Origin of the sequence: Pelagimonas varians, from assembly GCF_003208435.1 — a bacterium.
Classification (GTDB): Bacteria; Pseudomonadota; Alphaproteobacteria; order Rhodobacterales; family Rhodobacteraceae; genus Pelagimonas; species Pelagimonas varians.
The window spans coordinates 1-21,140 of sequence record NZ_QKMF01000034.1 but is presented as its reverse complement, the minus strand read 5'-3'; the positions used below and the strand labels follow the sequence as shown (position 1 = coordinate 21,140).

Annotated in this window: 14 protein-coding genes and 1 pseudogene; 3 read left to right on the top strand and 12 right to left on the bottom strand. The window is 55.4% G+C overall.

From position 1 onward, the window contains the following. The 5 genes from C8N36_RS23290 to C8N36_RS23270 form a co-directional block, all read right to left on the bottom strand. Window positions 1–2,102 (bottom strand): calcium-binding protein (locus tag C8N36_RS23290; RefSeq protein WP_211318282.1); only part of this gene is annotated, 2,102 nt, incomplete at its 3' end. A 1,457-nt stretch (window positions 2,103–3,559) separates the two neighbouring features. Beyond that, window positions 3,560–4,567 carry a GTP 3',8-cyclase MoaA gene (moaA, locus tag C8N36_RS23285; protein WP_097807059.1) on the bottom strand — a complete coding sequence of 336 codons (1,008 nt, stop codon included), beginning with the start codon at window positions 4,565–4,567 and terminating at the stop codon, window positions 3,560–3,562. Beyond that, entirely contained in the window at window positions 4,557–5,084 is a 528-nt protein-coding gene (locus tag C8N36_RS23280; protein WP_097807060.1) for a DUF2478 domain-containing protein, read from the bottom strand. The genes moaA and C8N36_RS23280 overlap by 11 nt, the downstream gene beginning before the upstream one ends. Next, entirely contained in the window at window positions 5,081–6,352 is a 1,272-nt protein-coding gene (locus C8N36_RS23275) for a molybdopterin molybdotransferase MoeA (protein WP_097807061.1), read from the bottom strand. Before C8N36_RS23275 ends, C8N36_RS23280 begins: the two co-directional genes overlap by 4 nt. 80 nt (window positions 6,353–6,432) lie before the next feature. Continuing rightward, window positions 6,433–9,105 (bottom strand): molybdopterin-dependent oxidoreductase, encoded by a 2,673-nt coding sequence (locus C8N36_RS23270; RefSeq protein ID WP_097807062.1) that lies wholly within the window; start codon window positions 9,103–9,105, stop codon window positions 6,433–6,435. 115 nt (window positions 9,106–9,220) lie between these two features. Between C8N36_RS23270 and C8N36_RS23265 the strand changes: the two genes are divergently transcribed. Next, a complete protein-coding gene (locus C8N36_RS23265) occupies window positions 9,221–9,925 on the top strand; it encodes a response regulator (RefSeq protein WP_097807063.1) in 705 nt (234 codons plus the stop codon). Here the strand turns inward: C8N36_RS23265 and C8N36_RS23260 are convergent. Further along, the gene (locus C8N36_RS23260) at window positions 9,898–12,663 is read right to left on the bottom strand and encodes an ATP-binding protein (protein ID WP_097807064.1); all 2,766 of its coding nucleotides are present in this window, start codon (window positions 12,661–12,663) and stop codon (window positions 9,898–9,900) included. The two genes, C8N36_RS23265 and C8N36_RS23260, sit on opposite strands and share 28 nt — an antisense overlap. Between C8N36_RS23260 and torT the strand changes: the two genes are divergently transcribed. Next, window positions 12,641–13,654, top strand: coding sequence for a TMAO reductase system periplasmic protein TorT (torT, locus tag C8N36_RS23255; RefSeq protein WP_245911047.1), 1,014 nt, complete (start codon window positions 12,641–12,643; stop codon window positions 13,652–13,654). The two genes, C8N36_RS23260 and torT, sit on opposite strands and share 23 nt — an antisense overlap. A 389-nt stretch (window positions 13,655–14,043) precedes the next feature. Here the strand turns inward: torT and C8N36_RS23250 are convergent. From C8N36_RS23250 to C8N36_RS23220, 6 genes and pseudogenes are all read right to left on the bottom strand, one after another. Beyond that, window positions 14,044–15,457 (bottom strand): annotated as a pseudogene (locus tag C8N36_RS23250) (transposase). 419 nt (window positions 15,458–15,876) lie between these two features. Continuing rightward, entirely contained in the window at window positions 15,877–16,518 is a 642-nt protein-coding gene (locus tag C8N36_RS23240; RefSeq protein ID WP_097807066.1) for a class I SAM-dependent methyltransferase, read from the bottom strand. Between the two features lie 70 nt (window positions 16,519–16,588). Further along, window positions 16,589–17,839 carry an MFS transporter gene (locus C8N36_RS23235; protein WP_097807067.1) on the bottom strand — a complete coding sequence of 417 codons (1,251 nt, stop codon included), beginning with the start codon at window positions 17,837–17,839 and terminating at the stop codon, window positions 16,589–16,591. An 82-nt stretch (window positions 17,840–17,921) separates the two neighbouring features. Next, entirely contained in the window at window positions 17,922–18,338 is a 417-nt protein-coding gene (locus tag C8N36_RS23230) for a DUF6326 family protein (protein WP_097807068.1), read from the bottom strand. 1 nt (window position 18,339) lies between these two features. Further along, window positions 18,340–19,068, bottom strand: coding sequence for a DUF2306 domain-containing protein (locus C8N36_RS23225; RefSeq protein ID WP_097807069.1), 729 nt, complete (start codon window positions 19,066–19,068; stop codon window positions 18,340–18,342). Then, window positions 19,065–19,754 carry a class I SAM-dependent methyltransferase gene (locus tag C8N36_RS23220; protein ID WP_170125978.1) on the bottom strand — a complete coding sequence of 230 codons (690 nt, stop codon included), beginning with the start codon at window positions 19,752–19,754 and terminating at the stop codon, window positions 19,065–19,067. Before C8N36_RS23220 ends, C8N36_RS23225 begins: the two co-directional genes overlap by 4 nt. 162 nt (window positions 19,755–19,916) lie before the next feature. Between C8N36_RS23220 and C8N36_RS23215 the strand changes: the two genes are divergently transcribed. Next, a complete protein-coding gene (locus C8N36_RS23215; RefSeq protein WP_097807071.1) occupies window positions 19,917–20,801 on the top strand; it encodes a LysR family transcriptional regulator in 885 nt (294 codons plus the stop codon). The last annotated feature ends 339 nt before the right edge of the window (window positions 20,802–21,140 follow it).

Sequence of the window (21,140 nt, the reverse complement as noted above, 5' to 3'; positions counted from 1 at the left end):
CCAGCCAATGGGGCCAGATCAACCGACACAATCGGGCCATCCTCAACTGCAGTACCAAAGCCTGTTGTAATCGTTGGCGCGTCATTGGTGCCGGTCACGGTGACCACAACATCATTGACCGCTGTTGCGCCATGCGCGTCAGTTGCGGTGACCTGCACAACAACATCGCGGGTTTCGTTCAGCGCAAGGTTTTGGAAGTCACTGCCCGGATCAAAGGTGAGAGTCCCCCCGGTGATGCTCGCGCTGCCTTCGGCCGGCGCTCCTGTGACCGTGTAGGTAAGGCTGGTGCCGTCATCATCGCTGTCGATATCCGTACCTAGCGCGGTAAGATCAACATCCACCGTCGGACCGTCTTCAACCGCTGCCGCAACGCTTGCTGCCAAACTCGGCGCATCATTTGTGCCAGTTACAGTGATCGTGACAGTCGCCTGATCGGTATCACCATCCGCATCTGTGACTTCGTAAGTGAAGGTCACGTCGCGCAGTTCACCTTCAGCCAGATCTTCAAACTCTCCGTTCGGGTCAAAAGTGAAACTGCCAACACTTGGCGCGTTGCCAAGCGGATGTGCCGGTGTACCTTCGTTAAAAACCAAAATGCCTGCCGCCGGCCCCGACACCAAAGTGACCGATTGCGCTAGATCCGGCACATCATCGTTCAGCAGTACAGACGGGAATCCAACCGCAGCAGCGTCCTCGGAAACACCGGCAAAATCATCTATGGCATCTACCGCTTCATCCGTTGGGTCAAGTTCGATCCCGTCGACCAAAACACGCAGGTTTTCGAATTCTCGGGCAGACAAATCAAAGGCTGTGAATTGAAAAACAGCCGAGTTCGCCTCGCCGGTTGAAGCATTTGTATTTGCCGCCAGAAATGCCAGATAGTTTGCAACATCTGCCTGCACATCTGGCCGGAACCATTCTTCAGACGTCACATTCAACGTCAGCGTATCAATGCCGCGGCCGCCGCGATAATCATCCGATGCGCCACTATTTTCGGCCATCGAATAGACAGCTTCGTCATCACCGCCGCCACCAAGCACAAAGTCATTGCCCGCGCCGCCATCAAGGTAATCATTGAAGCCTTGATCACCGGACCCGCTGCCAGATCCTGAACCACGACGATGTTTCTTGCCATGACCGGAACCCGACCCTGATCCTGATTTGAAGGACAACTCATCGCCGAATACAAGATCGTCACCGTCGCTGCCCAGAACCGTGTCTGCGCCCTGCCCGCCAATGGCTATGTCGTTGCCCGCGCCGCCATCGAGATAGTCATCAAAGCCGCCCGCCATCGCGGCCCCTGATCCCGAGCCGCTTCCGTGTCGCCTGCCAGAACCCGATCCACGGCCTGATCCGCCCAAACTGTCGCCGATCAAAACATCGTTGCCGGTGCCGCCAAGTAAACTGTCAGAACCATCGCCGCCGAAGAGCATGTCATTGCCAGAACCGCCAAGCAAAGTATCATTACCGGCACCGCCAAACATGAGATCGTTACCCGCGCCGCCATCAAGGTAGTCATCAAAGGTCGATGCGGCAGCAGCCCCTGAACCGGAGCCATGCCGATGTTTGTGATGCCCCGAGCCACCACCCGATCCGTCACCGATCAAAACGTCATTGCCAGCACCGCCCAGCAACGTATCAGACCCGTCACCACCGGTCAGCGTGTCGTCGTCGTCGCCGCCATCCAACTGGTCGTTGCCATCATCGCCTTCCAGTTTGTCGCGACCGTCACCACCAAGGAGAATATCGTTGCCGCCGCCGCCTTCGAGATCGTCGTTGCCGGTGCCGCCATCTAGGGTATCGTTGCCGTCGCCGCCTTCCAGATCATCGTTGCCGGTGCCGCCATCCAGGGAATCATTGCCATCACCGCCGCTTAGATCGTCGTTGCCGGAACCACCCTCAAGCGTGTCACTTCCGTCGTCCCCTTTCAGCTTGTCCTTGCCAGAGCCTCCAACCAACAAGTCATTTCCGTCGCCGCCATAAAGCTTGTCATTCCCAGCCAACCCGTGCAGCGTATCGTCGCCGTCTTTTCCTTTGATTTTGTCGCTGCGGTTGGTTCCCGAAAGTGCATCTGACGAAGATGTCCCGTTAATTTTGGCCATTATTTGGCTCCCCCCCAAAATTCAATTTTCGCGCAAAATTAGCGACAACAACCAATAACTTAACCTTACGTTAATAACGGTCCCAAATAGCCGGACCTGTCAAGGAAAAGACATTTAGATAATGCTAATTTTAAACAACATACCACCAACACATTGTTTTAAAACATTATTTGCAAATTCACCCGTATACACAACCAGCAACCTTAAGCTGATGTCGCAGCCAAGCGGAGAAACATAATGAATTGAAAAAGCCAATTAGACTGCATCGGGCAACAGTTCCGCTTAGTGCGGACATGATCGGATACATCAGAAAGGCCATAAAGGCCCGGCCTTTCTGACGCCCAAATCTGAGAACAGCGGCACACGCGACGGACATGCGGCAGCGTCGCCTCAACATGATCATTCTTGCAGACCTCCGGTCGGAACTCGAAGGGGATTGCGGTAATCCGGATCTATTGCTTCATATTTACGGCGCTGGGGATTTATCCAGCACACCGGCCATCTGAAATGCGAACTCGGTTGCAAAAAAGCCGTATAGCACCTAGAAAACATCCATCAACACTATATCAATTGGGCATACGAAATTCACGGTTCGCAGCTATCTGCGCCATTCTATCACTCCCAGACCTAACGTCTAAACTTTGGAGTCAGTTTCAACCCTCCGACCGTTCACTTCCTGTCGCCGCTGTCTGATGTCAGCACCTATGGAACGTTGCGCTCGACTTGTTCGAATGACACTACCGACGGCAAAGTCTCCCCCGCCTCGACCGTTTCCGCCCCCATGCCACTGTGTGCATTCACACCCCAGTGATCTACCTTCTAAAAGCTTGCAGTGCGCGCGCAACACTGCTAGCATTTACGTTGTAGCAACACAAATGGATTTCGCCTGATTACTGGCAAAACTGGATGGATTGAAAATCCTCGTGTCGGTGGTTCGATTCCGCCCCCGGGCACCATTTAAAGCAGCGACTATCGGTAGTTTCCAGCTCTGTGGTGAAACTGATTTGCTTAGAGCTTGTCAGCTAGCGCAGTGCTAGCACAACCGGTTTTGATTTCAGATAGCACAACACTTGTCCACGTCTAGCAACGCTCCTTGCCGTGCTTACGACGCTCTTAGAATGATCGTGTTGAATTAACCGCTTGAGACCGTTCATACGGTGACTGGGCAGCCCGAAAAGGTCAAGATCATTCGACACCAAGGGCAGAGACCAAACATTAGCCGCATCTGTGAATGTTCCGTGCCAGACGGGAAAAAGCGGCCATTCAACCGCAAGTGGCCAAGCCTTCGATGCTGCACAGGCCACCAAGGGCAGCTTTGCGCAGATAGCTTGCCTGCCTCGGCAGTCGCTTCGCCGAGGGCGGAATAAGCATATCAAATCGTTGGGTGGCTTTTTGCGAGGTCGCCAGCGGCTCCTGTAGGTTTTTGCTCATGGGTTTTCGTTTCGAGGTCTCAAGTTTCAGCCGCCAAGGGCGGACATGTGGCGTGTCACGGCAGGCTCTGCCATGCGATCAAGAGCAAAGTTGTGACGCTCTGGTTTGGCATCAAGGGCTGCACGGATCGCCCGCTCAACTGCGGCCTCAGAATGGCGCAATGGCCCGCGCAGATCAACTGCTCCCTCGTCGCCCATGCAAGTATAGAGCTGCCCTGTGCAGCTGACGCGCACACGGTTACAAAGCGCGCAGAAGTTACACGACATCGGCGAGATAAACCCTAGGTGCCCGCCGGTTTGCTCCACTCGCATATAGCGCGCAGGCCCGCCCGAGCTATGGCGTTGTGGCGTGAGTGTCCAGCGCTTGGCAAGGTCAGCTTGCAAGTCACGTAGAGACAGCACGCTTTGGCTGCGGTCAAGCCCGGTGTCGCCCAAGGGCATCTCTTCAATCAGCGTCAAAGCCGCGCCGCGCTTGTGGGCAAAGGCAATCAGCGCATCCACTTCGTATTCAAACACACCACGGCTGGCAACCGCGTTGAGCTTGACTTGTAAGCCCGCCGCGATGGCAGCGTCGATGCCCGCGAGCACCATAGAGATGTCGCCAATGCGGGTCACGTCGCGGTAACGCTGCGGGTCAAGCGTGTCGAGCGAGACGTTGACGCGCTTCACGCCACATGCGGCCAGCGTCTCGGCGTATTTCGCCAGCAAGGTTCCGTTGGTTGTCAGCGTCAGCTCGTCAAGCGCACCTGATTTAAGGTGCTTTGAGAGGTGTTTGAACAGATCCATCACATCACGGCGCACCAGAGGCTCGCCACCTGTGAGGCGCAGCTTGCGCACGCCGCGGTGGATGAAAACGTCACTCAGCTTTGCGAGTTCCTCAAGGCTCAGAACGTCACGCTTGGGCAGAAACGCCATCTTCTCCGCCATGCAATAGGTGCAGCGAATATCACACCGGTCTGTCACCGACAGGCGCAGGTAACTCACGGTGCGCCCGAAGCTGTCAAGAAGCGGAGCCGGGGCGGTATCAAGCGGCATGACGGGCCTCCTGTAGGTTGGCAAACCAAGCGAGCGTGGTGGCTATGTCCATCGGCAAATCACAGGCCATACCAGCGCCAAACTCGGCCCAGCCTTCGGCATATGTCGGGCGCACGGCAGTCAGCACGGGGATGTCCAGCGCGATGGCTTTGCCGATCAGCTCACGAAAGCCACGGCCCTCGCATTCGCCGCGCCCGAAGCGGTTGAGGATCAACAGGTCAGCGCCGCTTTCAAGCTCTTGCTCGATGAACGAAGAGCATTCCGCCAGCGCACCCGGGTGAAGGCGGCAACCGCGCGAGCCGTTGCCCAAGGGTTGCGAGATACGGAAGGTTCTTTGCGACCAAAGCGTCGTCAGATCCATATCGGCGCAGTGACATTCGCCGCCAACAGCCCCGCGTGTTTGCAGCGCGCCGCGCACGCGCAGGCCTTGGGCTGCCGGCGTGTTTGCGATTGCGGTGAGAAAGCCGTCAATGTCACCGCTCTCAAAGCGGATGGCGGCAAGGGGGGAAAGGCTCATGGGTCCTCTCCTATGATGCAAAATGGACGCCAACTGAGTGGCGCGCCTGTTGATATTTCGCCGCAATCAGCGGGCACGATGGCGAGGCCGTCTGCTTGGCCGAGCGGCAGTAGCGTCGCTGAAACGCTGCGGCCGAGGCGCTCTAACACTGGCATGCCAGTGCTGTCATAGCGCACAAGACGGACGGGAAAAACTTCAGCGCGGCCCGCTTTGCGTGTCCAGTTAAACCCTGCCACGGCGGGCACGGGCGCAAATGGTGCGGGAACCGCTCCGAGCAAGCGCGCGATTTGTGGTAAGACGTACATATGAAAGCCAACATGAACGGCAAACGGGTTGCCCGGAAGGCCGGTAAATGCTGCGCCGCCGAGCTTGCCAAACATCACGGGTTTGCCGGGCTTGAGCGCAACGCGCCAGCCTTGCACGTCACCGCCCGCCGCGACTAAAGCCTCGCGAATGTGGTCTTTGCCGCCCATCGAAACGGCACCGGATGTGAGGATTAGATCATACTGCGCACCGAGGTTTTTCAGAGCCGCGACTGTGGCTTCTAAATCGTCAGACAAAATGCCCAGGTCATCTACGTCGGCTCCAGCTACTTGCGCCAAGGCAATAAGCATCGGGCGGTTCGCATCGGGGATCTGGCCAAGCTTGCGTTTCCCACTGGCCAGCTCGTCTCCCGTTGAAAAAACAGCAATGCGCGGGCGGCGGACCACCTCGACTGTTTCGATACCGTTAGCGGCTAACAGCCCGATGTGATGCGCCTCAATGCGTGCGCCAGCGACGAGCAACTCTTGGCCTGCGGCTTGGTCGCTGCCAGCGTGGCGGATGTTATCGCCAACCTCTGGCTTGGTCGTGAACGATACATGTCCCTGCTTCTCGACCGCGCATTCGACCATGACAACCGCGTCAGCGCCTTGCGGCAAGGGCGCGCCTGTGAAGATGTGCAATGCCGCGCCTTCGGGAAGCGCGCGTGGGCTTTCACCCGCCGCCACAGTTCCAGCGATAGGAAGAGCGCCCAAACAGGCAAGGTCATCGCAGCGTAGTGCGAAACCGTCCATGGCGGAGTTGTCAAAAAAAGGCATCGCCTCGGCGGCGTGAACAGTGTTGGCGACTGTGCGTCCGAAGCTGTCAAAAAGCCGGAGGCTGAGTGTGTCTGCAAGAGGCGCGACCAGCGCCAAGGCGCGATCCAGCGCGTCGGCGACGCTCATCATATCGGCGGGAGGCAAGACGCTGTCACAGCCACAACCAGGTGTTACGCGATCAATGTGCATAACCCTCTCCTTGAATGTTGGTGAATGTCTGGTGGGTAAAACGGGAGGCCAGTTGCCCAGCCTCCCTGTGTTGGCATCGCTTACTTAACAGCGTCAGAAGCGTTCTTCATCAAGTAGTCCATGACGAGTGCGGCTTCGTCCTCTTCTAGGCCAGCGCGGGGGAACATCGACGGGGTGATGCCCTTCCACTGTTGCTGCGTGAAGTGTGTCACTTCGCGCGGCGCGTGGCAGACGGTGCAGCGCTCAAAGAAGATCTTCTCACCCGGCTCCATGTCAGCGTAGAGGCTGGCTGTAAGCGCTTCGAGGCGATCAAGACCAAGCTTGTCTTCGTCGATCTCGGCAATCTCCATATCTTCGATGATTGGAGGTTTCTCGTACGCCATGTTCGGGCCCTCAGGGTCTTCACACTTGCGCATGCTACACAGAGTTGTGTTCGCAGTTGTCGCCTGAGCGAGGCCCGAGCTGCGCTGTGTCGAGGTCAGGAAGTTGACCAAGCCAGAGTTGCAGCGCCCCTTGCTGTCAAGTGATGGCCAGCAGCCTTCATAGATCGAGATCACACCGGGCATGATGTCGTCGCTGACAACGGCACCGGCGATAACTGTGCCGCGATCGTTGTAAAGCTCGACAAGGTCGCCGTCTTCGATACCGCGTGAGGCGGCGTCCTCGGTGTTCATGCGCACTGGCTCACGACCCTGGATTTTGTAGAGCCCACGCAGGGTTTCAGACTGGTCCATCTGGCTGTGCAGGCGGAACCACGGGTGTGGAGAAACAACGTGCAACTGGCCTTCTTTGGCGTTGCCGAGGTATTCGTGTTTCTCCATCCATTGTGGCATGCCGGGCATGTCTTCGATCTCGAGTTTGGCGAAGTCTTCGCAGAACATTTCGATCTTGCCTGACGCGGTGTGCAGCGGGCTGCCTTCCGGGTCTTGGTAGAAGTCGCCGTGGCGTGTCCACTTGCGGGCTTCTTCTGGCACATCCATGCGCGCATAGCCTTTTTCCCAGAAGTCTTCGAACGGGGTATGCGCGGCTGCGCTGGATTTTTCATAGGCCAGTTTGATGTGATACATCTTGTCTTCGCCTTCGGTGAACTGCGTCCACAGGCCAAGTTTGTCGGCCAGCCCTTCGAAGATCTCGTAGTCGGGCAGGCTGTCGCCCACAGGTTCGATCACCTTTTTCATCGCATAGACGCGGTCGTTGGAATAGGTGCCGCCCGAGGTGATGTCGTCCTGTTCCAGAGTGGACGCCGCAGGCAGGACGATGTCGGCCCAACGGGTCGCCGCCGTCCACCAGACGTCAACGCTGATCACGGTTTCGACTTTCTCAAGCGCACGGATTAGGCGGTTTGTGTCCTGCTGGTGGCTCATGAAATTGTTACCAGCGTTGAAAATAACTTTCACGTCAGGGTAGGTGTGCGTATTGCCGTTGTAGAAAACTTCCTTGCCGGGGTTTTCCAGCATTTCGGTGATCCGGCTCGCTGGGCAGATTCCTTTGACGAAGTTACGACCCTGAGACATGCCCGATGGTGTCGACTTGCCAGAAGCTGGCATGCCGCCGTTGCCGTAGTGCCAGCTAAAGCCTACACCACAGCCAGGTTTGCCGATTTTGCCTGTGAGGGCGGCAAAGTTGATGATCGCCCAGTGCGTCATCTCACCGTGTTGGGCACGTTGCAGTGACCATGCACCAGCAAACTCGGTGTTTGACTTGGCAAAAAGCTCGGCCATCTCTTTAATCTTGGCTTCGTTGATGCCGGTGATCTCTGCGGCCCATGCAGGGGTTTTGGCTACGCCGTCGTCGTCGCCTTTGACGTAAGCAATCCACTTGTCAGCGCCGACTGTGTATTTGTCCATATAGGCGCGGGCTTCGAGGCCTTGTTCGACAACGTGGTAAGCCATGGCGCAGAACAGCGCGACGTCGGTGTTGGGCACGATCCTGACCCAGTCAGCGTTCAGGTACTCGTCAGACGCCGTGCGCTGCGGGTTGAGCGAAACAAACTTGACGCCAGCATCGCGGATCTCTTCCCAATGCGCATACATGCCGTGGTCGGCCACGCGATATTCGACGCGGTTGTTTTTGATCGGGTCGCAGCCGACAAGAACGAACACGTCGGTTTCGTCGCGGATGGTTTCCCAAGCAGACTGGGCCGAGTAAACTTCCATATCACCAATGATGTGGGGCAGAGAAACCTGCGAGGCACCGGCAGACCAGTCGCCAGAGGTGTTTGTGCAACCTCCCAGAAGGTTAATCAAGCGGCCTTGAAGCACGTTGGGGCGGAATGTGCCCGCGTTTGACCAGCCGCCATAAGACGAACTGAAGATCGCTTCGTTGCCATGGTTTGCCGCCGTATCAAGCAGCGCTTTGGCTGCAAGGCTCCAAGCCGTGTCCCAGTCAACCTTGACGTATTCTTCCTTACCGCGCAGTTCGGGTTTGATGTCGCCGCTTTCCCAGCCTTCAAGGTAGGATTTGCGCACCATCGGATAGTTGATACGCGATTTGTCATAGGTGCGGTCTTTGATGCCATAGCTCAGCATCTCGGTTGGGCGCGCATCAAGCTCCATGATGTTGTTGATGCCGACAAGCTTGCCGTCGCGCACCACAGCCTCGAACGGGCCAAAGTGCGATGCGTGGAAAACGCGGCCTTTGAAAGAGTTGGGGTCAAGCGCGGCCATGGCCGTTGTGCCCAACAGGCTCGTTGCGCCGAATACGGCCGCGCCGCCTTGCAAAAACGAGCGTCTGGTTGGTTGATTGAGTGACATGGTTTGCTTCCTTGGGTGAATTATCTGCGCCAACACTATTTTATGCGCCGAAGCTCAACCTTGATCGTGCGTAATTTGGCTTGTTCGAAAATGTAAAGAAATGTAAACTTGCCCCATGGCTCAACACATCCTAATCGTGGAAGACGACCGCACAACGCGCATGCGCCTTGCGGCCTACTTGCGCGAGCAGGGATACCGCGTGAGCGAAGCCGAAGACGCGGGCGATATGGAGAGGGTTATCGAAACAGACCCGCCCGAGCTATTGCTGGTTGATATCAACCTTGACGGTAAAGACGGGTTGACGATCACACGCGAGCAACGCGCGGTGTCGCGTATCGGCATTATTCTGCTGACCGCGCGGGATGATCAGGTCGACAAAATCGTTGGGCTCGAGATGGGCGCAGATGACTACGTGACCAAGCCGTTTGACAAGCGCGAGCTGGCCGCGCGGGTGAAGAACTTGCTGGCGCGGATCGCCGACATTGGCCAAGCCCCCGAAGGCCCACCACCTGTCGAAAACTTTGGCCCATGGTGCTTTGACCGCATCCGCCGCAGGCTTGTCTCGGCGGGGCGCACTGAGAACCTGACCCCGCAAGAATTCGAGATCATGGCTGCGCTGGCTGACCATCCGGGGCAGACGCTCAGCCGCGCGCGCCTTTCTGAGTTGATCGGGCGTGCAGCGATGCGCTCAAGCGACCGGATGATAGATGTCGTCGTCGGACGCCTACGTAAGAAGCTTGAGCAAGATCCAACGAACCCAGAGTGGATTTTGACTCAGCATGGGCAGGGCTATCACTTCGTAGACCCTGCATCAGTCTGAAGTCCTGTCTCCTTCATGGCAGCTTCCAGAGTGCTCGCGGCCTCGGAAGCAAGCCGTTTGACAGCCTTGAGCGCCTCGTCGTCCGCGGCCTCTTCAACACGCATGAGCGCCTCGCAGAAGGCCTCTAGACGAAAGTTTGCCGCCGCCCCTTTGAGCTTGTGAGCAGCCTTTTTTTGATCCTTCCCGGAAGTTGTCAAAACCGCCTCAACGGCAACAGGCAAGTCACTCAGAAATTCACGCACGATCAAGCCTGTCGTTTCGACCCCAAGGTCTGAAATATCCTCACGCAGGCTTTCCAGCACTGTGCTGCGTCCAATAGGTTCGGCGCGCGAAATGCCGTCAAGCACCTCGGCCAGCGCACGGGGCGACATCGGTTTTTGCAAGACACGGGAAACGCCGAGCTTTGCACGGTTCTCCGCTGTGTCATCAAGCAGATAGGCGGTAAGAGCAACGAGCGTTGGGGTGTCGGACATTTGCCCCAGTAGCGCTGCAACTTCCTCACCACGCATGTCTGGCAGGTCGAGATCAATCAACACAAGATCAAAGCGTTGCTCTTCTGTTGCCTTCAGCGCGGCAGCCCCTGTCTCGGCCTCGCGAACACGGCACCCGAGCCGCTCCAGATATCCGCGCGCAACCATCAGATTGACGGCATGGTCATCTATCACCAGCACGCTTTGGTTGCGTGTGATGTCGGGCGTCACCTCGGCGTCGTCTCCCGCAAGCGCAGGGTCACCCAATTCAAGTGGCACCGTTAAAGTAAAGCGGCTCCCAACGCCGGGCTCGCTTTCAACAGTCAACGCCGCGCCAAGCGCCTCAGTCAGGTTGCGCGATATCGCAAGGCCTAGCCCCATGCCCTCAATGCCCGCACGCTGGGCGGCATCGGTTCGCATATAGGCATCGAACGCATGGGCAATCGCATCTTGCGTCATGCCAACACCTGTGTCGGCGATGCTAAAGCTGATCACGGGGTGCCCGTTCTGCGCATCAACGGCGTGGTCAACGCTCAGCGTGACACTGCCGCGCTTGGTGTATTTAACGGCGTTGGAAATGAGGTTGCCAAGGATCTGGCGGATTTTGACAACATCGCCAAACAGGGCGAGTGGTGCGCCTTCGCTGAGATCAACAACAGCTTCCAGTTTTTTCTGCAGTGTGAGCGATTGAAGCTGATGGCCCATCTGTCCGACAAGATCGCGCAGTTGAAAATGCACGGGGTTTCCACGGTTTTCGCTGTCTTCACTGCCTGCATAGTTCAGAATGTCATTGGTGATATCAAGCAGTGCGCTGGCCGAGCTGAGCGCCGCATACGCGCGCGCTTTGAGGGCGGGGTCTTGTTCGTCAGCCTCAAGCAAATCGAGCATTCCGATGATGCCATTCAACGGGGTGCGAATTTCGTGGCTCATCCGTGCGAGAAACTCGGTTTTGCTACGGTCTGCCGCCTCGGCTTTTGAGCGCGCAGTGTCTGACGCTTTCATCTCGGCGACAACATCACCGGTGCGCGCAATCACGGCCTCCTCCAGATTGCCGCGCAAACGCTCGGCATCTTTGGCGCGACGGCGTAGGATGTTGAGAGCCTTTTCCATCCGCCCGATTTCGTCATGACCGCTGATCACAACTGGCGCGCCGTAGTCCCCTCCTGCAACAGAGACAATGCGGCGTGATAGGTTGCCAAGCCGTGCCACCAGCTGCTTGCGCGCATAAAGCCATAGAACTGCCCCCGCAGCCACCGCTGCAATGACCAGACCCAACAGCGCTGCCGTTATTTGCGACGCGCGCTTCTGGGCCGCTGCGATCCGCTCTAACCCATCCTTTTGGACCGCGTCCCGCGCCTGCCTTGCCCGTTCTGACAGCTTTGAGATGACAGATCGCAAGTTCTCGCTGTCGGTCGCTATAGCAGTTTGCAAACCAATCCGCTTGCGCTGCAACCCTATCAACCCGTCAACTGCCAAAGCGTCTTGGTAAGATTGCATCAACGACGCTACCTCTTTTCGTGCCGAGCCTGTCGGTAAATAGACAATACGTCCGGTGGCCAGCTTGATCTGGTTCCCCAATTCAGTGCCCAACCGCGCGATTTCGTCAGGTGCAACTGCGTCCGGGACCAGCTGAAGTTTCAAGCGTATCGCATCTACCATGCGCGCCAGCTCGGTGAGGCGCTCGAATGCGAAAAAGTGCTGGTCGGCCAGCTTATCAAGTAGCGGGCGCGCGTCTGTTTCTTGCCCTGTGTAAAGCCCGACAATGCTTGCTGTGATCCTCAAACGGGCCAGATCAACCTCTGCCTCAATCAAGCTTTCGAGGCGGGTCCCCAAGAGGGCCAGTTCAGCTCCAGCCTGCGTATAGTGCCTTGATAAGCGTAATTTTTCATGTCCGTTCTCTGCCATCCGCGAGACGATCTCGGCCGCCCGTGAAGGAGTTGCTCCCGATGATAACGGGCTAATGCCCTCAAGCTCACGCGAACCCACCTCGATCTTGCTGACCGCCGCTTCAAGCGCTGAAGTGATTTGCTCTAAGTCTTCGGGCGTGTCGGCTTGAACAAAGGCGGTTGCAAGTGTGCCGACAACTTCTGTTGTCTCGCCAATCCGGCTTGCGAGTTGCATCGCCGGAAGGTTAGTCTCGACCAATTCGCTTTGGCTGCGCACCAAATAGCGGTTGACCGCAATCGCAGCCACACCCACCATGATGGCCAGCACAGCCATAGCAGAGAGAATCTGGATCAGTCGCGTGTCAAATCTTGTCTGTCGCATATTCAATCTCTACGGGGCCGTCACCTACTGTTCAATCGTGCTTGCGATGATTTGTTCCACCAGTTGGGTAACGCCTTTGGCGGCATCGCCTGCTCAGAAGGCACGGCTGTTTTGTGTTTTGGTTCCTCATTTCAAAGATGAATACTGGCTAAGCGTCGGCTATGGGCTCGAGCAAGAGGCAGCGCGCCAAAACGTTGATCTGCTGCTCTATGAAGCTGGCGGATATAACGCGCTCGCAGAGCAAATCAAACTCCTTGATCAATGCGTGAAGCGCGGTGTGGATGCGATCTTGATTGGCGCGGTTTCATCAAACCACCCTGATCTTTTGCAGGCCATTAACCGTGTTGCACAAAAACTGCCAGTCATCGGGCTGGTCAACGAGCTGCATTCTGACGCGCTCAGCGGGCGGATCGGAGTTGACTGGAAAGAAATGGGCTTCGTTCTTGGCCGCTATCTGAGCGAGCTTCACCCGAAGGGTACGCCGCCTAAAACGGCGGTGTTGATCTCGGGGCCACGTGCCGCTGGCTGGACTGGCCCTTTGGAAGCCGGTTTGCGCGAGGGTCTTTCTGTTAGCTCAGTGACGATCGCCGAGGTTTTCTCGGCGGACACTGGGCTGAGGCAACAGCTTGCGCTTGTCGAGATGGCTTTGGAGAAACACCCGGAAGCTGACTATCTGATCGGCAGCGCCCCAGCCGTTGAAGCGGCGATAGGATTGCTGGTGGCGAACAAAGATCAGCATTCGCCAAAGCTGCTATCGACGTATATTAGCCATACAGTTTTGCGGAGCCTGATGAATGACAATGTCCTTGCGGCGTCCTTTGATGACCCGACACAGCAGGGCGTTTTGGCAATCCAGCAAGCTGTCCGAGTGAACAAGTCAGCCCGTTCAGCTGAAGCCGTTGGGCCTGAGATTGTGCTGCTCACCAAAGCGAACCACGGCTTGCAGAAAGCTAGCGTCTCACCAGCGGACTATTTTCCGGCAATTGAATGAAAAGCCACTCCAACATGGCTCACTTCCTATCAGGAATGCTTGGCACAATGTCGGCAAATCAATGCAAAGCCAGCATTTCAGACGTTCACATCGCGTGCGGTGAGTGACCGCTTCCGCCTACTAGCAGTCATTTCTGCTTGACGCAGAATCCTAAACTTCGGGCTCGAAGCCGCCTTGCGGCGGTGCGGCAGCACGTTTGCAGCGAAATCACCTGTGATCCCACTGCCCAGTGACTGCTGTCAGCCCTTCCAAGTCATTCGTGCGAAGCGCAGCATTGGTCCCACTTTGGCCAGAAGGGGCGGATTGTGTTAAAGAACTCGTTGGTTTCAGCCTTTCGAAGTGGGTTATCGCATTGATTTTACTTGGACGTCTGTATGTCGACCACGATGTTAGCCTGTGGCGGGCACCAACGGGTTGAGTTTTGCGAGTTTCCGAAGGTTTTGGGCGATTGCTGCGAGGATAAATTCATCTTGGACGCCGTATGGGCCGCGCAATCGGAGCCTGGCCAAGCCAGGGATGCGTTTGAGGTGGGCGAAGAGCATCTCGACTTTCTTTCGGCGGTTCGAGGCGGTTTGATTGAAGTCTGATGCGGTACATTGACGGGCAAATTCTCGGACGATCTCATATTTCTCGCGGTGGATCGCGCGCGTCTTTGATTTTGGGCAGCATTTGGCTTTTAATGGGCAATCGGTGCAATCAGATTTAGGGGCCCGGTATTTGCGCGCTTTCCATTCTGGAGCGTTCCGGGCGGGATCGGAATAGCTGCGCCGCGAATGCTTCATCTCTTTGCCGCCAGGGCAGATGTAGCGGTCATTCTCATTATCCCAATGATCTGGAGTATGTTCCATCAGTGCGCTCGCCCTTATCAAAGACGGGAATGAAGGGCAGGATCTTACGTTTTGTGGTCAGCCAAACAAGGTTATCGGAAGACCCGTAGGCCGTATCTGCGACGATCCAATCCGGCTTCAAGCCAAAGCACTCTTCGGTTCGGTCGATCATCTTGCGCATGGCACCAACCCCGGCGGTTCTGTTCGAGCAGCTGGCATCCACATCCACTGCCCGGCAGTTGATTGCAAAGCAATCAATGAGAGGGGACGATGATACTGTGATCTGTATCGATCAGATAGTTGGTAGAACAGGCAAAGAAAGCGGGACCTTTGCGTGCGGCTGTCCATTGGCTGGCCGGATCGGCATGAGCAGTGAACTTGGGCTTGGTTGTCGTAGCCGCACCAAAGGCCTCGTCATCCAAGGTGTCGAGATACTCCCGTACAGCACGTGGTGCATCATTGGGGTCGGTCATACGGGCTGCCCAGTCATCAGGTTGCTGGAGTTCTGTTTCTGGACATCAGCGCTTATCAAACTGGCATCCACGGCAAATCCCTAACCGCCCACGAGCCCTTCCTCCATACAACGCGCGACGGTCGTCTCAAATACGTGGCGCAGAAGATCACTCTCGCGGAAGCGGCCGTGGCGGTTCTTGGAAAACGACGAATGATCCGGGATCCGGTCCTTCAGATCCAGACGGCAGAACCAGCGGTAAGCAAGGTTCAGATGAGCTTCCTCGCACAGACGGCGTTCCGACCGGATACCAGAGCAATATCCAACGAGTAGCATTCGGATCAGTAGTTCAGGATCAATTGAAGGACGGCCTGTATGGCTATAGAAATCCGAAAGATGCGCGCGGATGCTGCTCAAATCCACAAACCGATCAATCGACCGCAGCAGGTGATCTTGTGGAACGTGATCCTCCAGAGAGAGCTCATAGAACAGCGCCGCTTGCGCCTCCTGCTTTGGTCCCATCATCGCCAAATCCCCCAATCAATAAAGGAATTGCATCAGCGATTGACCATTAGATCAAGCAAGAGTTTTTCAACACAATCGGCCCACAACTGCCGCTGGCTAGGTGATCAAACGCTGCGCTGCGGCTTTCCCAGACCAGCCGTTCGACCCATTGCGCAGCATTTTTGGTGTTCGAACGGAAGGGATGCGGACAAATCCGCTTTTTGCAAGAGTGGCTATTGCTGACGCAGCATTTTCTCGCATGTGCAGCGGCGCGTATTTTGCAGCGCACCGAATTTCACCAGAGCGGCCATTCCCAAACCTCCCTTTCTCTGCAAGCGATTCCAACAATTGGGTCTCCCAAAAAAAGCCCGTTGCCATAACATGGCGGAAGATATCCATAACTGCGTTTGCGTTCCAGGCCCGGTCTTCAGGACGCGAGACTAGGAAATCTTCTTTGCAATCATAAAATAGCTAGATGCACCCTTGAAAATCACCTCAGTCTTAATGACCTCCAACCTTTCGTCATCCATCAGATCGTCCAAGTCGGCACTCTTGAGTTGTCGAATGGGGATCGGGATAACCCCTAACTTTAACAACGCTCTGACCAGCAGAATTTGCAGCGAAACCAAGGCTGACTTTTTTCCGCCCAAGCAAGGTGTTACAGAAACAAACAACCCGCCAGGCTTCAGCAATTCAACCGTTCTTTGCACAATACTTTCCGGATCAAGCACTGTGTGCAGCATATTGAATGCTAACACCACATCAAATGAATCATTCTGGAACGCCTCATCGAAGATGTCAGCTTGTTCGAAATCAACGTTGACGACGCCAACTGTTGCGGCCTTTTCCTTTGCGATTTCGATCATCGCAGTTGAAATATCAATCGCGCGGACGCTCTTGACCAAGCTGGAAATCTCGCAGGCGGTCGTGCCTGTTCCACATCCGTAGTCGAACACAATGTCGGTATCCTTCAGATATCTTTTTGTGTTTTCGCGGCTACGCCTATGAATGAACTCAAATTTCTCTTCAGTGTTGTCATAGTTGCTAGCGGCTTTATCCCAAAATTTTTCCGATTTGCTAATTCTGTCTTTCCTGTATTTTCAACGTGATCGTGCTGCGCATCGTTGCAATCGTGAGGACGGCATCAATGCTTTACTGCGCCTTTTTGCTTGCTTGGCCGCCCTTTGTTGTGGGGCCCGGTTTGACAGTCATAATCAGTAGCAACAAAGCCACCCCCCCCAAACCAGCGGCAAGCAAAAATGGGGCCCCGGAGTGCCAAGTGTTTGCCGATCCACCGTTTGACAATTGAGTGGCAAAAAGTTGGGTCATCATTGGGAACGATACCAATGACGCTAGAGCGCCAAGGCTTGCAAACGTTCCTTGTAACTGGCCCTGCCGATTGGGATCGACTTGAGCAGAGCTTTCGCCAACAATCGCAATGCCAACAATCGCTCTGAACGAGAAAACTGGCAGAAGGATCAAAGCGAACAACCCTGATTGCAGCCAAACAAGTGTTAGGAAACCTGCAATACCAAGCGACAGCCCCAACGCAGCCACATTCAGGTTGCCTATTCGCTTGGCGACCGGCCCCAAAGTCACGGCCTGTGTCAACACAAAGCATATGCCAATGATACCGAAGGAAACACCAATTGTGGTGCTGTTCCATCCGTATCGCGCAGCACCGAAGTACGCCCAAACTGCCGGAAAGACAAAACCTGCTAAAGCATCAAAAAAGTACACCGCGAACAGTGCCAAAGACACCCCTTGCACAGGTGCCAGCAAAGGACTAAGCGGATTGATGATCTTCCAAGTTATTGGTCGCCTGTTCCCTTCAGGCAACGACTCTTGTACAAAGAGCATCGTTCCCACCAATGCTACTAGGGACAAAGCCGAGGCTACGTAAAATGGGCCACGGGGTCCGTAGGTGCCTAACAGTCCGCCGATGAATGGCCCTATGACAAAGCCGATTCCGGCTGCCGCACCCACGTAGCCGAAGAACTTGGTGCGATCTTCTTTGGACGAGCGATCTGCCAAGTATGCATTGACAACTGATAGCGTCGCCGAACTGGCCCCGGACAACATCCGGCCAACGAAAATCACCCAAAGGTAAGGGGCCATTGCCATCATGAGATAGTCCGCCGAAGCGAGTGCCAATGAGCCCAGCAAAATTGGACGGCGACCGTATCGGTCGGACAACGCGCCCAAGATCGGACTGAAAACAAACTGCATCGCAGCAAAAACCAATGAAAGATATCCGCCAATCGCCGCAGCTCTGGCAATTGACCCACCTTGAAACCCAGCAAGTAGCTCTGGCATGACTGGCATAATTAGGCCGAGACCCATCGTGTTCAGAATAGCTATTGTGCAGATTACTACCGTTGCTCGGTCAAGTTTATTAGGCATATTGTTCTCCGGTTCTTCGAACAATTCTTGCCCGTAAGTTCGCTAGACATGTTGTTGGACAAAGCGGTCAGGTGCTGCGCATTTACGATGTTATTGCGTCTGTCCGCTCGGGGGCTTGCCATCGCCGAGCTATCCCGACGATGGCAATTAGGGCGGTCAACTGAAATCCCATGAAAAAGAAGTTGTCGAGGTCGGGCTGTCGGTTCATCGCCACGATCATGACCATCGTCAAAAGGCCAACACCAATGTTCGCCCATCGATTCACCCTATGTGGCAACAGTAACGCAAGGACAGTCATCAAGATCGGAATCTCTATCATGATCCCGCCTAACAGCATCAACATTTCCGTTATCACGACCCCGTCAATTGTGCCGGACATCATCTGTTCCAGCATGCCAGGGCGGCCCAATTCATGAATATCACGAGCAACAAAATTCAGGATAATGAATATCCAAAGGATCGACAAAAGAATGCGGGGATAACTATTTTGGTGTGTCATCTCATGTATCATTTCTTGGTGTTGAGGCCGTGTTAGTCGGCAGTGACGAATGCTCTCGCCGACGCTTTGGCGGTCTCAGCATTACGCGTATGAAGATTTCTGCGGCGAGAAAGTTGACCACCCACGAGAAAATCATCAACCCGTCACGCTGGGGTCCCATTGCTTCTGAGCCAACAGCGATGATCCACGCAATGCCCAAAACGGCCTGCGTCGACGCGCCCTGACCGATGGCATAGGCCCGCAGCAGCGACGCGCCGTGTTGGAAAACGTTGCGGGATCTGATTGCGATCACGGCCCAGATGATGAGCCCGATCATTGCCGTGCCCAGAAGCACCCGGACCCAATACAGCACGGCCCCCTGAAGCGCCTCAGGAAAGACATAAAAATGCGTCATCCACAAACCAGTTAGGGCGGACATACATCCTGCCACTACGGTCATCCGCCCGATGACGCGATGCGCAGCTGGACGCTGGCGTCGGATGCTTGGCAAGAACTGAACCGCGCCGACGATACAGAACAGAAAACTGGTCAGGGTGTGGAGAATGATGGGTGTTGGGGCGATCAAAGCCCGAGGGTTTTCCGGTGCAATTTGTGGTCCACCTGCAAGTTCCAAAACTCGGATCAAACCACCAAAGCCAGGAATGAACGAATAGACAAAGATGACGCCAAAGACGACCCATTCGGATTTTCTCAGATGGATTCTAGGGGCTTTTCGACTTGGAGTGATCATTTGGGACGCCGCGCCCAAAAGGCAGTGCTCGCAAAGCCAGCGGAGCCGAGCCGAACCGGTTGGTATTCGACACCAACAAGCTGGGATCCGTTTAACCACGCGATCCCCTCTTGTTCTGTGATCGCCCAAGTGCGCCAAAAAAGTTGGACTAGTGCGCCGAAAAGTGAGGGGCGCGTCACGCAAATGAACACCATCCCACCCGGCTTTAGAACGCGAACCATCTCTGCAAGCGCTCGTTGCGGATCAGGCAGGTGCTCAAGGACATGCGCGGCCATAACAACGTCAAATGACTGATCTTCATAGGGCAATGACATAACATCGGACTGTTGAAGGTGCGGGCCCATCCCGGCGTGTTGCATCACGGACTTTGCCTGTAAAAGCATTTCAGCAGAGGTATCAATTGCATGAAATTCGGCCGGACCGTTCATGAGGCTATCAAGCGCAATCGAAAGGCTCCCATTTCCGACGCCGCAATCTAGAATCCGCGCCTGTGGCTCAACCTGCATAAGATCTATAGCAACCTGAGAGGCCAAAAGGGGCTCTGAATATGCGGCATCCAATCGAAAACGACGGGCGGTCCGCGCCCATTTGCCCGCGACCGCGTCGTAACGGCTGGCAAGGTCGGCAGAAGAGATCGTCCGCCTGCTTATGAGAACGTCCCAAGAGCCGAAGCGGCGAGAGATCATGGGGATTGCCTGTTCCATCGTGGCAGCGCGCGATGAACTGGTGCTCTTAGTGTCTGGCTGCGTCATATCTCTTACCTGGTTCAAGTTGTTCGTTGGCAAAATATAGAATGCAGCCTACCAATACGGAATTGCGTATCCCTCTTGGTTTGGTATACGAAAATAATGGAGTGGAAACGATCAGCCTTCGACTGGAACCAAGCGCGGGCGTTTCTCGTTACCGCTGAAGAAGGATCTCTATCCGCGGCCGCGCGCGCCCTTGGTCTGACGCAACCTACACTGAGCCGACAGGTCGCGGGCCTCGAAGAGGCTCTTGGCGTGGTCCTCTTTGAGAGGACATCGCGCGCGCTCTTGTTGACACAATCAGGTGTAGAATTACTGGCGCATTTTCGAATGATGGGCGATGCGGCAAGCAGCATATCCCTTGCTGCAACGGGCCAATCCGAAGCCGTGACCGGACATGTATTGATTTCGGCTACAAACCTAATGGCAACGTATTTTCTACCGCCAGTCCTAAAAAATCTGCGCACAACTGCGCCAGACCTTCAGATCGAGATCATCGCATCAAATGAGTTGAGCGATTTGCGGCGTCGTGAAGCGGATATTGCAATCCGTCATTCTCGACCCAAAGACGAAACCCTGTTTGCAAAACGGCTTCGCGACACTAGGGCACATCTTTTCGCGTCAAAAGAGTACCTTGACGAAGTTGGCCGCCCCAAGTCGCTGGCTGATCTTGAGACATTAACGTTTGTCGGTTTCGACCAACCAGAACAGCGGCTTGGTTTGATGGCATCACGTGACGTGAATCTGACCACCGCGAATTTCAATTTTTCGACGTCGAGTGCCACATTGACGCTCGAACTTGTCCGTCAAGGTTTTGGGATCGGCATTCTCCCGATCGAAATCGGGACGGCTTATCCAGAACTCGAAAACCCGACTTCGGCGTTTGAGCCGATCAGTATCGAGACATGGCTGGTCGCCCACCGCGAACTAAAGACAAATCTTAGAATTCGCGTTGTTTTCGATGTACTGGCAGAGGGGATTGGTTAGAAACATCCAAGCTTCGTTATCGGGTTGACGCTGGAAAGCCAAAACTGCCGCGATTCCAAACAACCCCTGGAATAGGCCATCGCATGGAAGGTCCCAGCACATTTGAAACATCAATTGCGGACATGAGAGCAAGCACAGCAAATTGCCGTTTTGTCCAACAGTCTGAGAATTCGACCTTTGAACCTTGCTGCACACTACATGAAAGGCTGGTTTTCCCGCTGCGCGGTAGTGGACCTGTCGCGGTTTTGATGCCGCTCCTTTGATAGCATTTACTGCAACAAAGGAGACAGACTATGGGACTGAAACGTACGGACGAATTTCGCCAAGATGCGGTGCGTA

Excerpts from the sequence above, each read along its gene's own strand:
- C8N36_RS23260 (WP_097807064.1), bottom strand. The coding sequence starts at position 12,663 with ATGCGACAGACAAGATTTGACACGCGACTGATCCAGATTCTCTCTGCT.
- moaA (WP_097807059.1), bottom strand. The coding sequence starts at position 4,567 with ATGCCGCTTGATACCGCCCCGGCTCCGCTTCTTGACAGCTTCGGGCGC.
- C8N36_RS23215 (WP_097807071.1), top strand. The coding sequence starts at position 19,917 with ATGGAGTGGAAACGATCAGCCTTCGACTGGAACCAAGCGCGGGCGTTT.
- C8N36_RS23230 (WP_097807068.1), bottom strand. The coding sequence starts at position 18,338 with ATGACACACCAAAATAGTTATCCCCGCATTCTTTTGTCGATCCTTTGG.
- C8N36_RS23280 (WP_097807060.1), bottom strand. The coding sequence starts at position 5,084 with ATGAGCCTTTCCCCCCTTGCCGCCATCCGCTTTGAGAGCGGTGACATT.
- C8N36_RS23265 (WP_097807063.1), top strand. The coding sequence starts at position 9,221 with ATGGCTCAACACATCCTAATCGTGGAAGACGACCGCACAACGCGCATG.
- C8N36_RS23270 (WP_097807062.1), bottom strand. The coding sequence starts at position 9,105 with ATGTCACTCAATCAACCAACCAGACGCTCGTTTTTGCAAGGCGGCGCG.
- C8N36_RS23235 (WP_097807067.1), bottom strand. The coding sequence starts at position 17,839 with ATGCCTAATAAACTTGACCGAGCAACGGTAGTAATCTGCACAATAGCT.
- C8N36_RS23275 (WP_097807061.1), bottom strand. The coding sequence starts at position 6,352 with ATGCACATTGATCGCGTAACACCTGGTTGTGGCTGTGACAGCGTCTTG.
- C8N36_RS23225 (WP_097807069.1), bottom strand. The coding sequence starts at position 19,068 with ATGATCACTCCAAGTCGAAAAGCCCCTAGAATCCATCTGAGAAAATCC.
- C8N36_RS23220 (WP_170125978.1), bottom strand. The coding sequence starts at position 19,754 with ATGATCTCTCGCCGCTTCGGCTCTTGGGACGTTCTCATAAGCAGGCGG.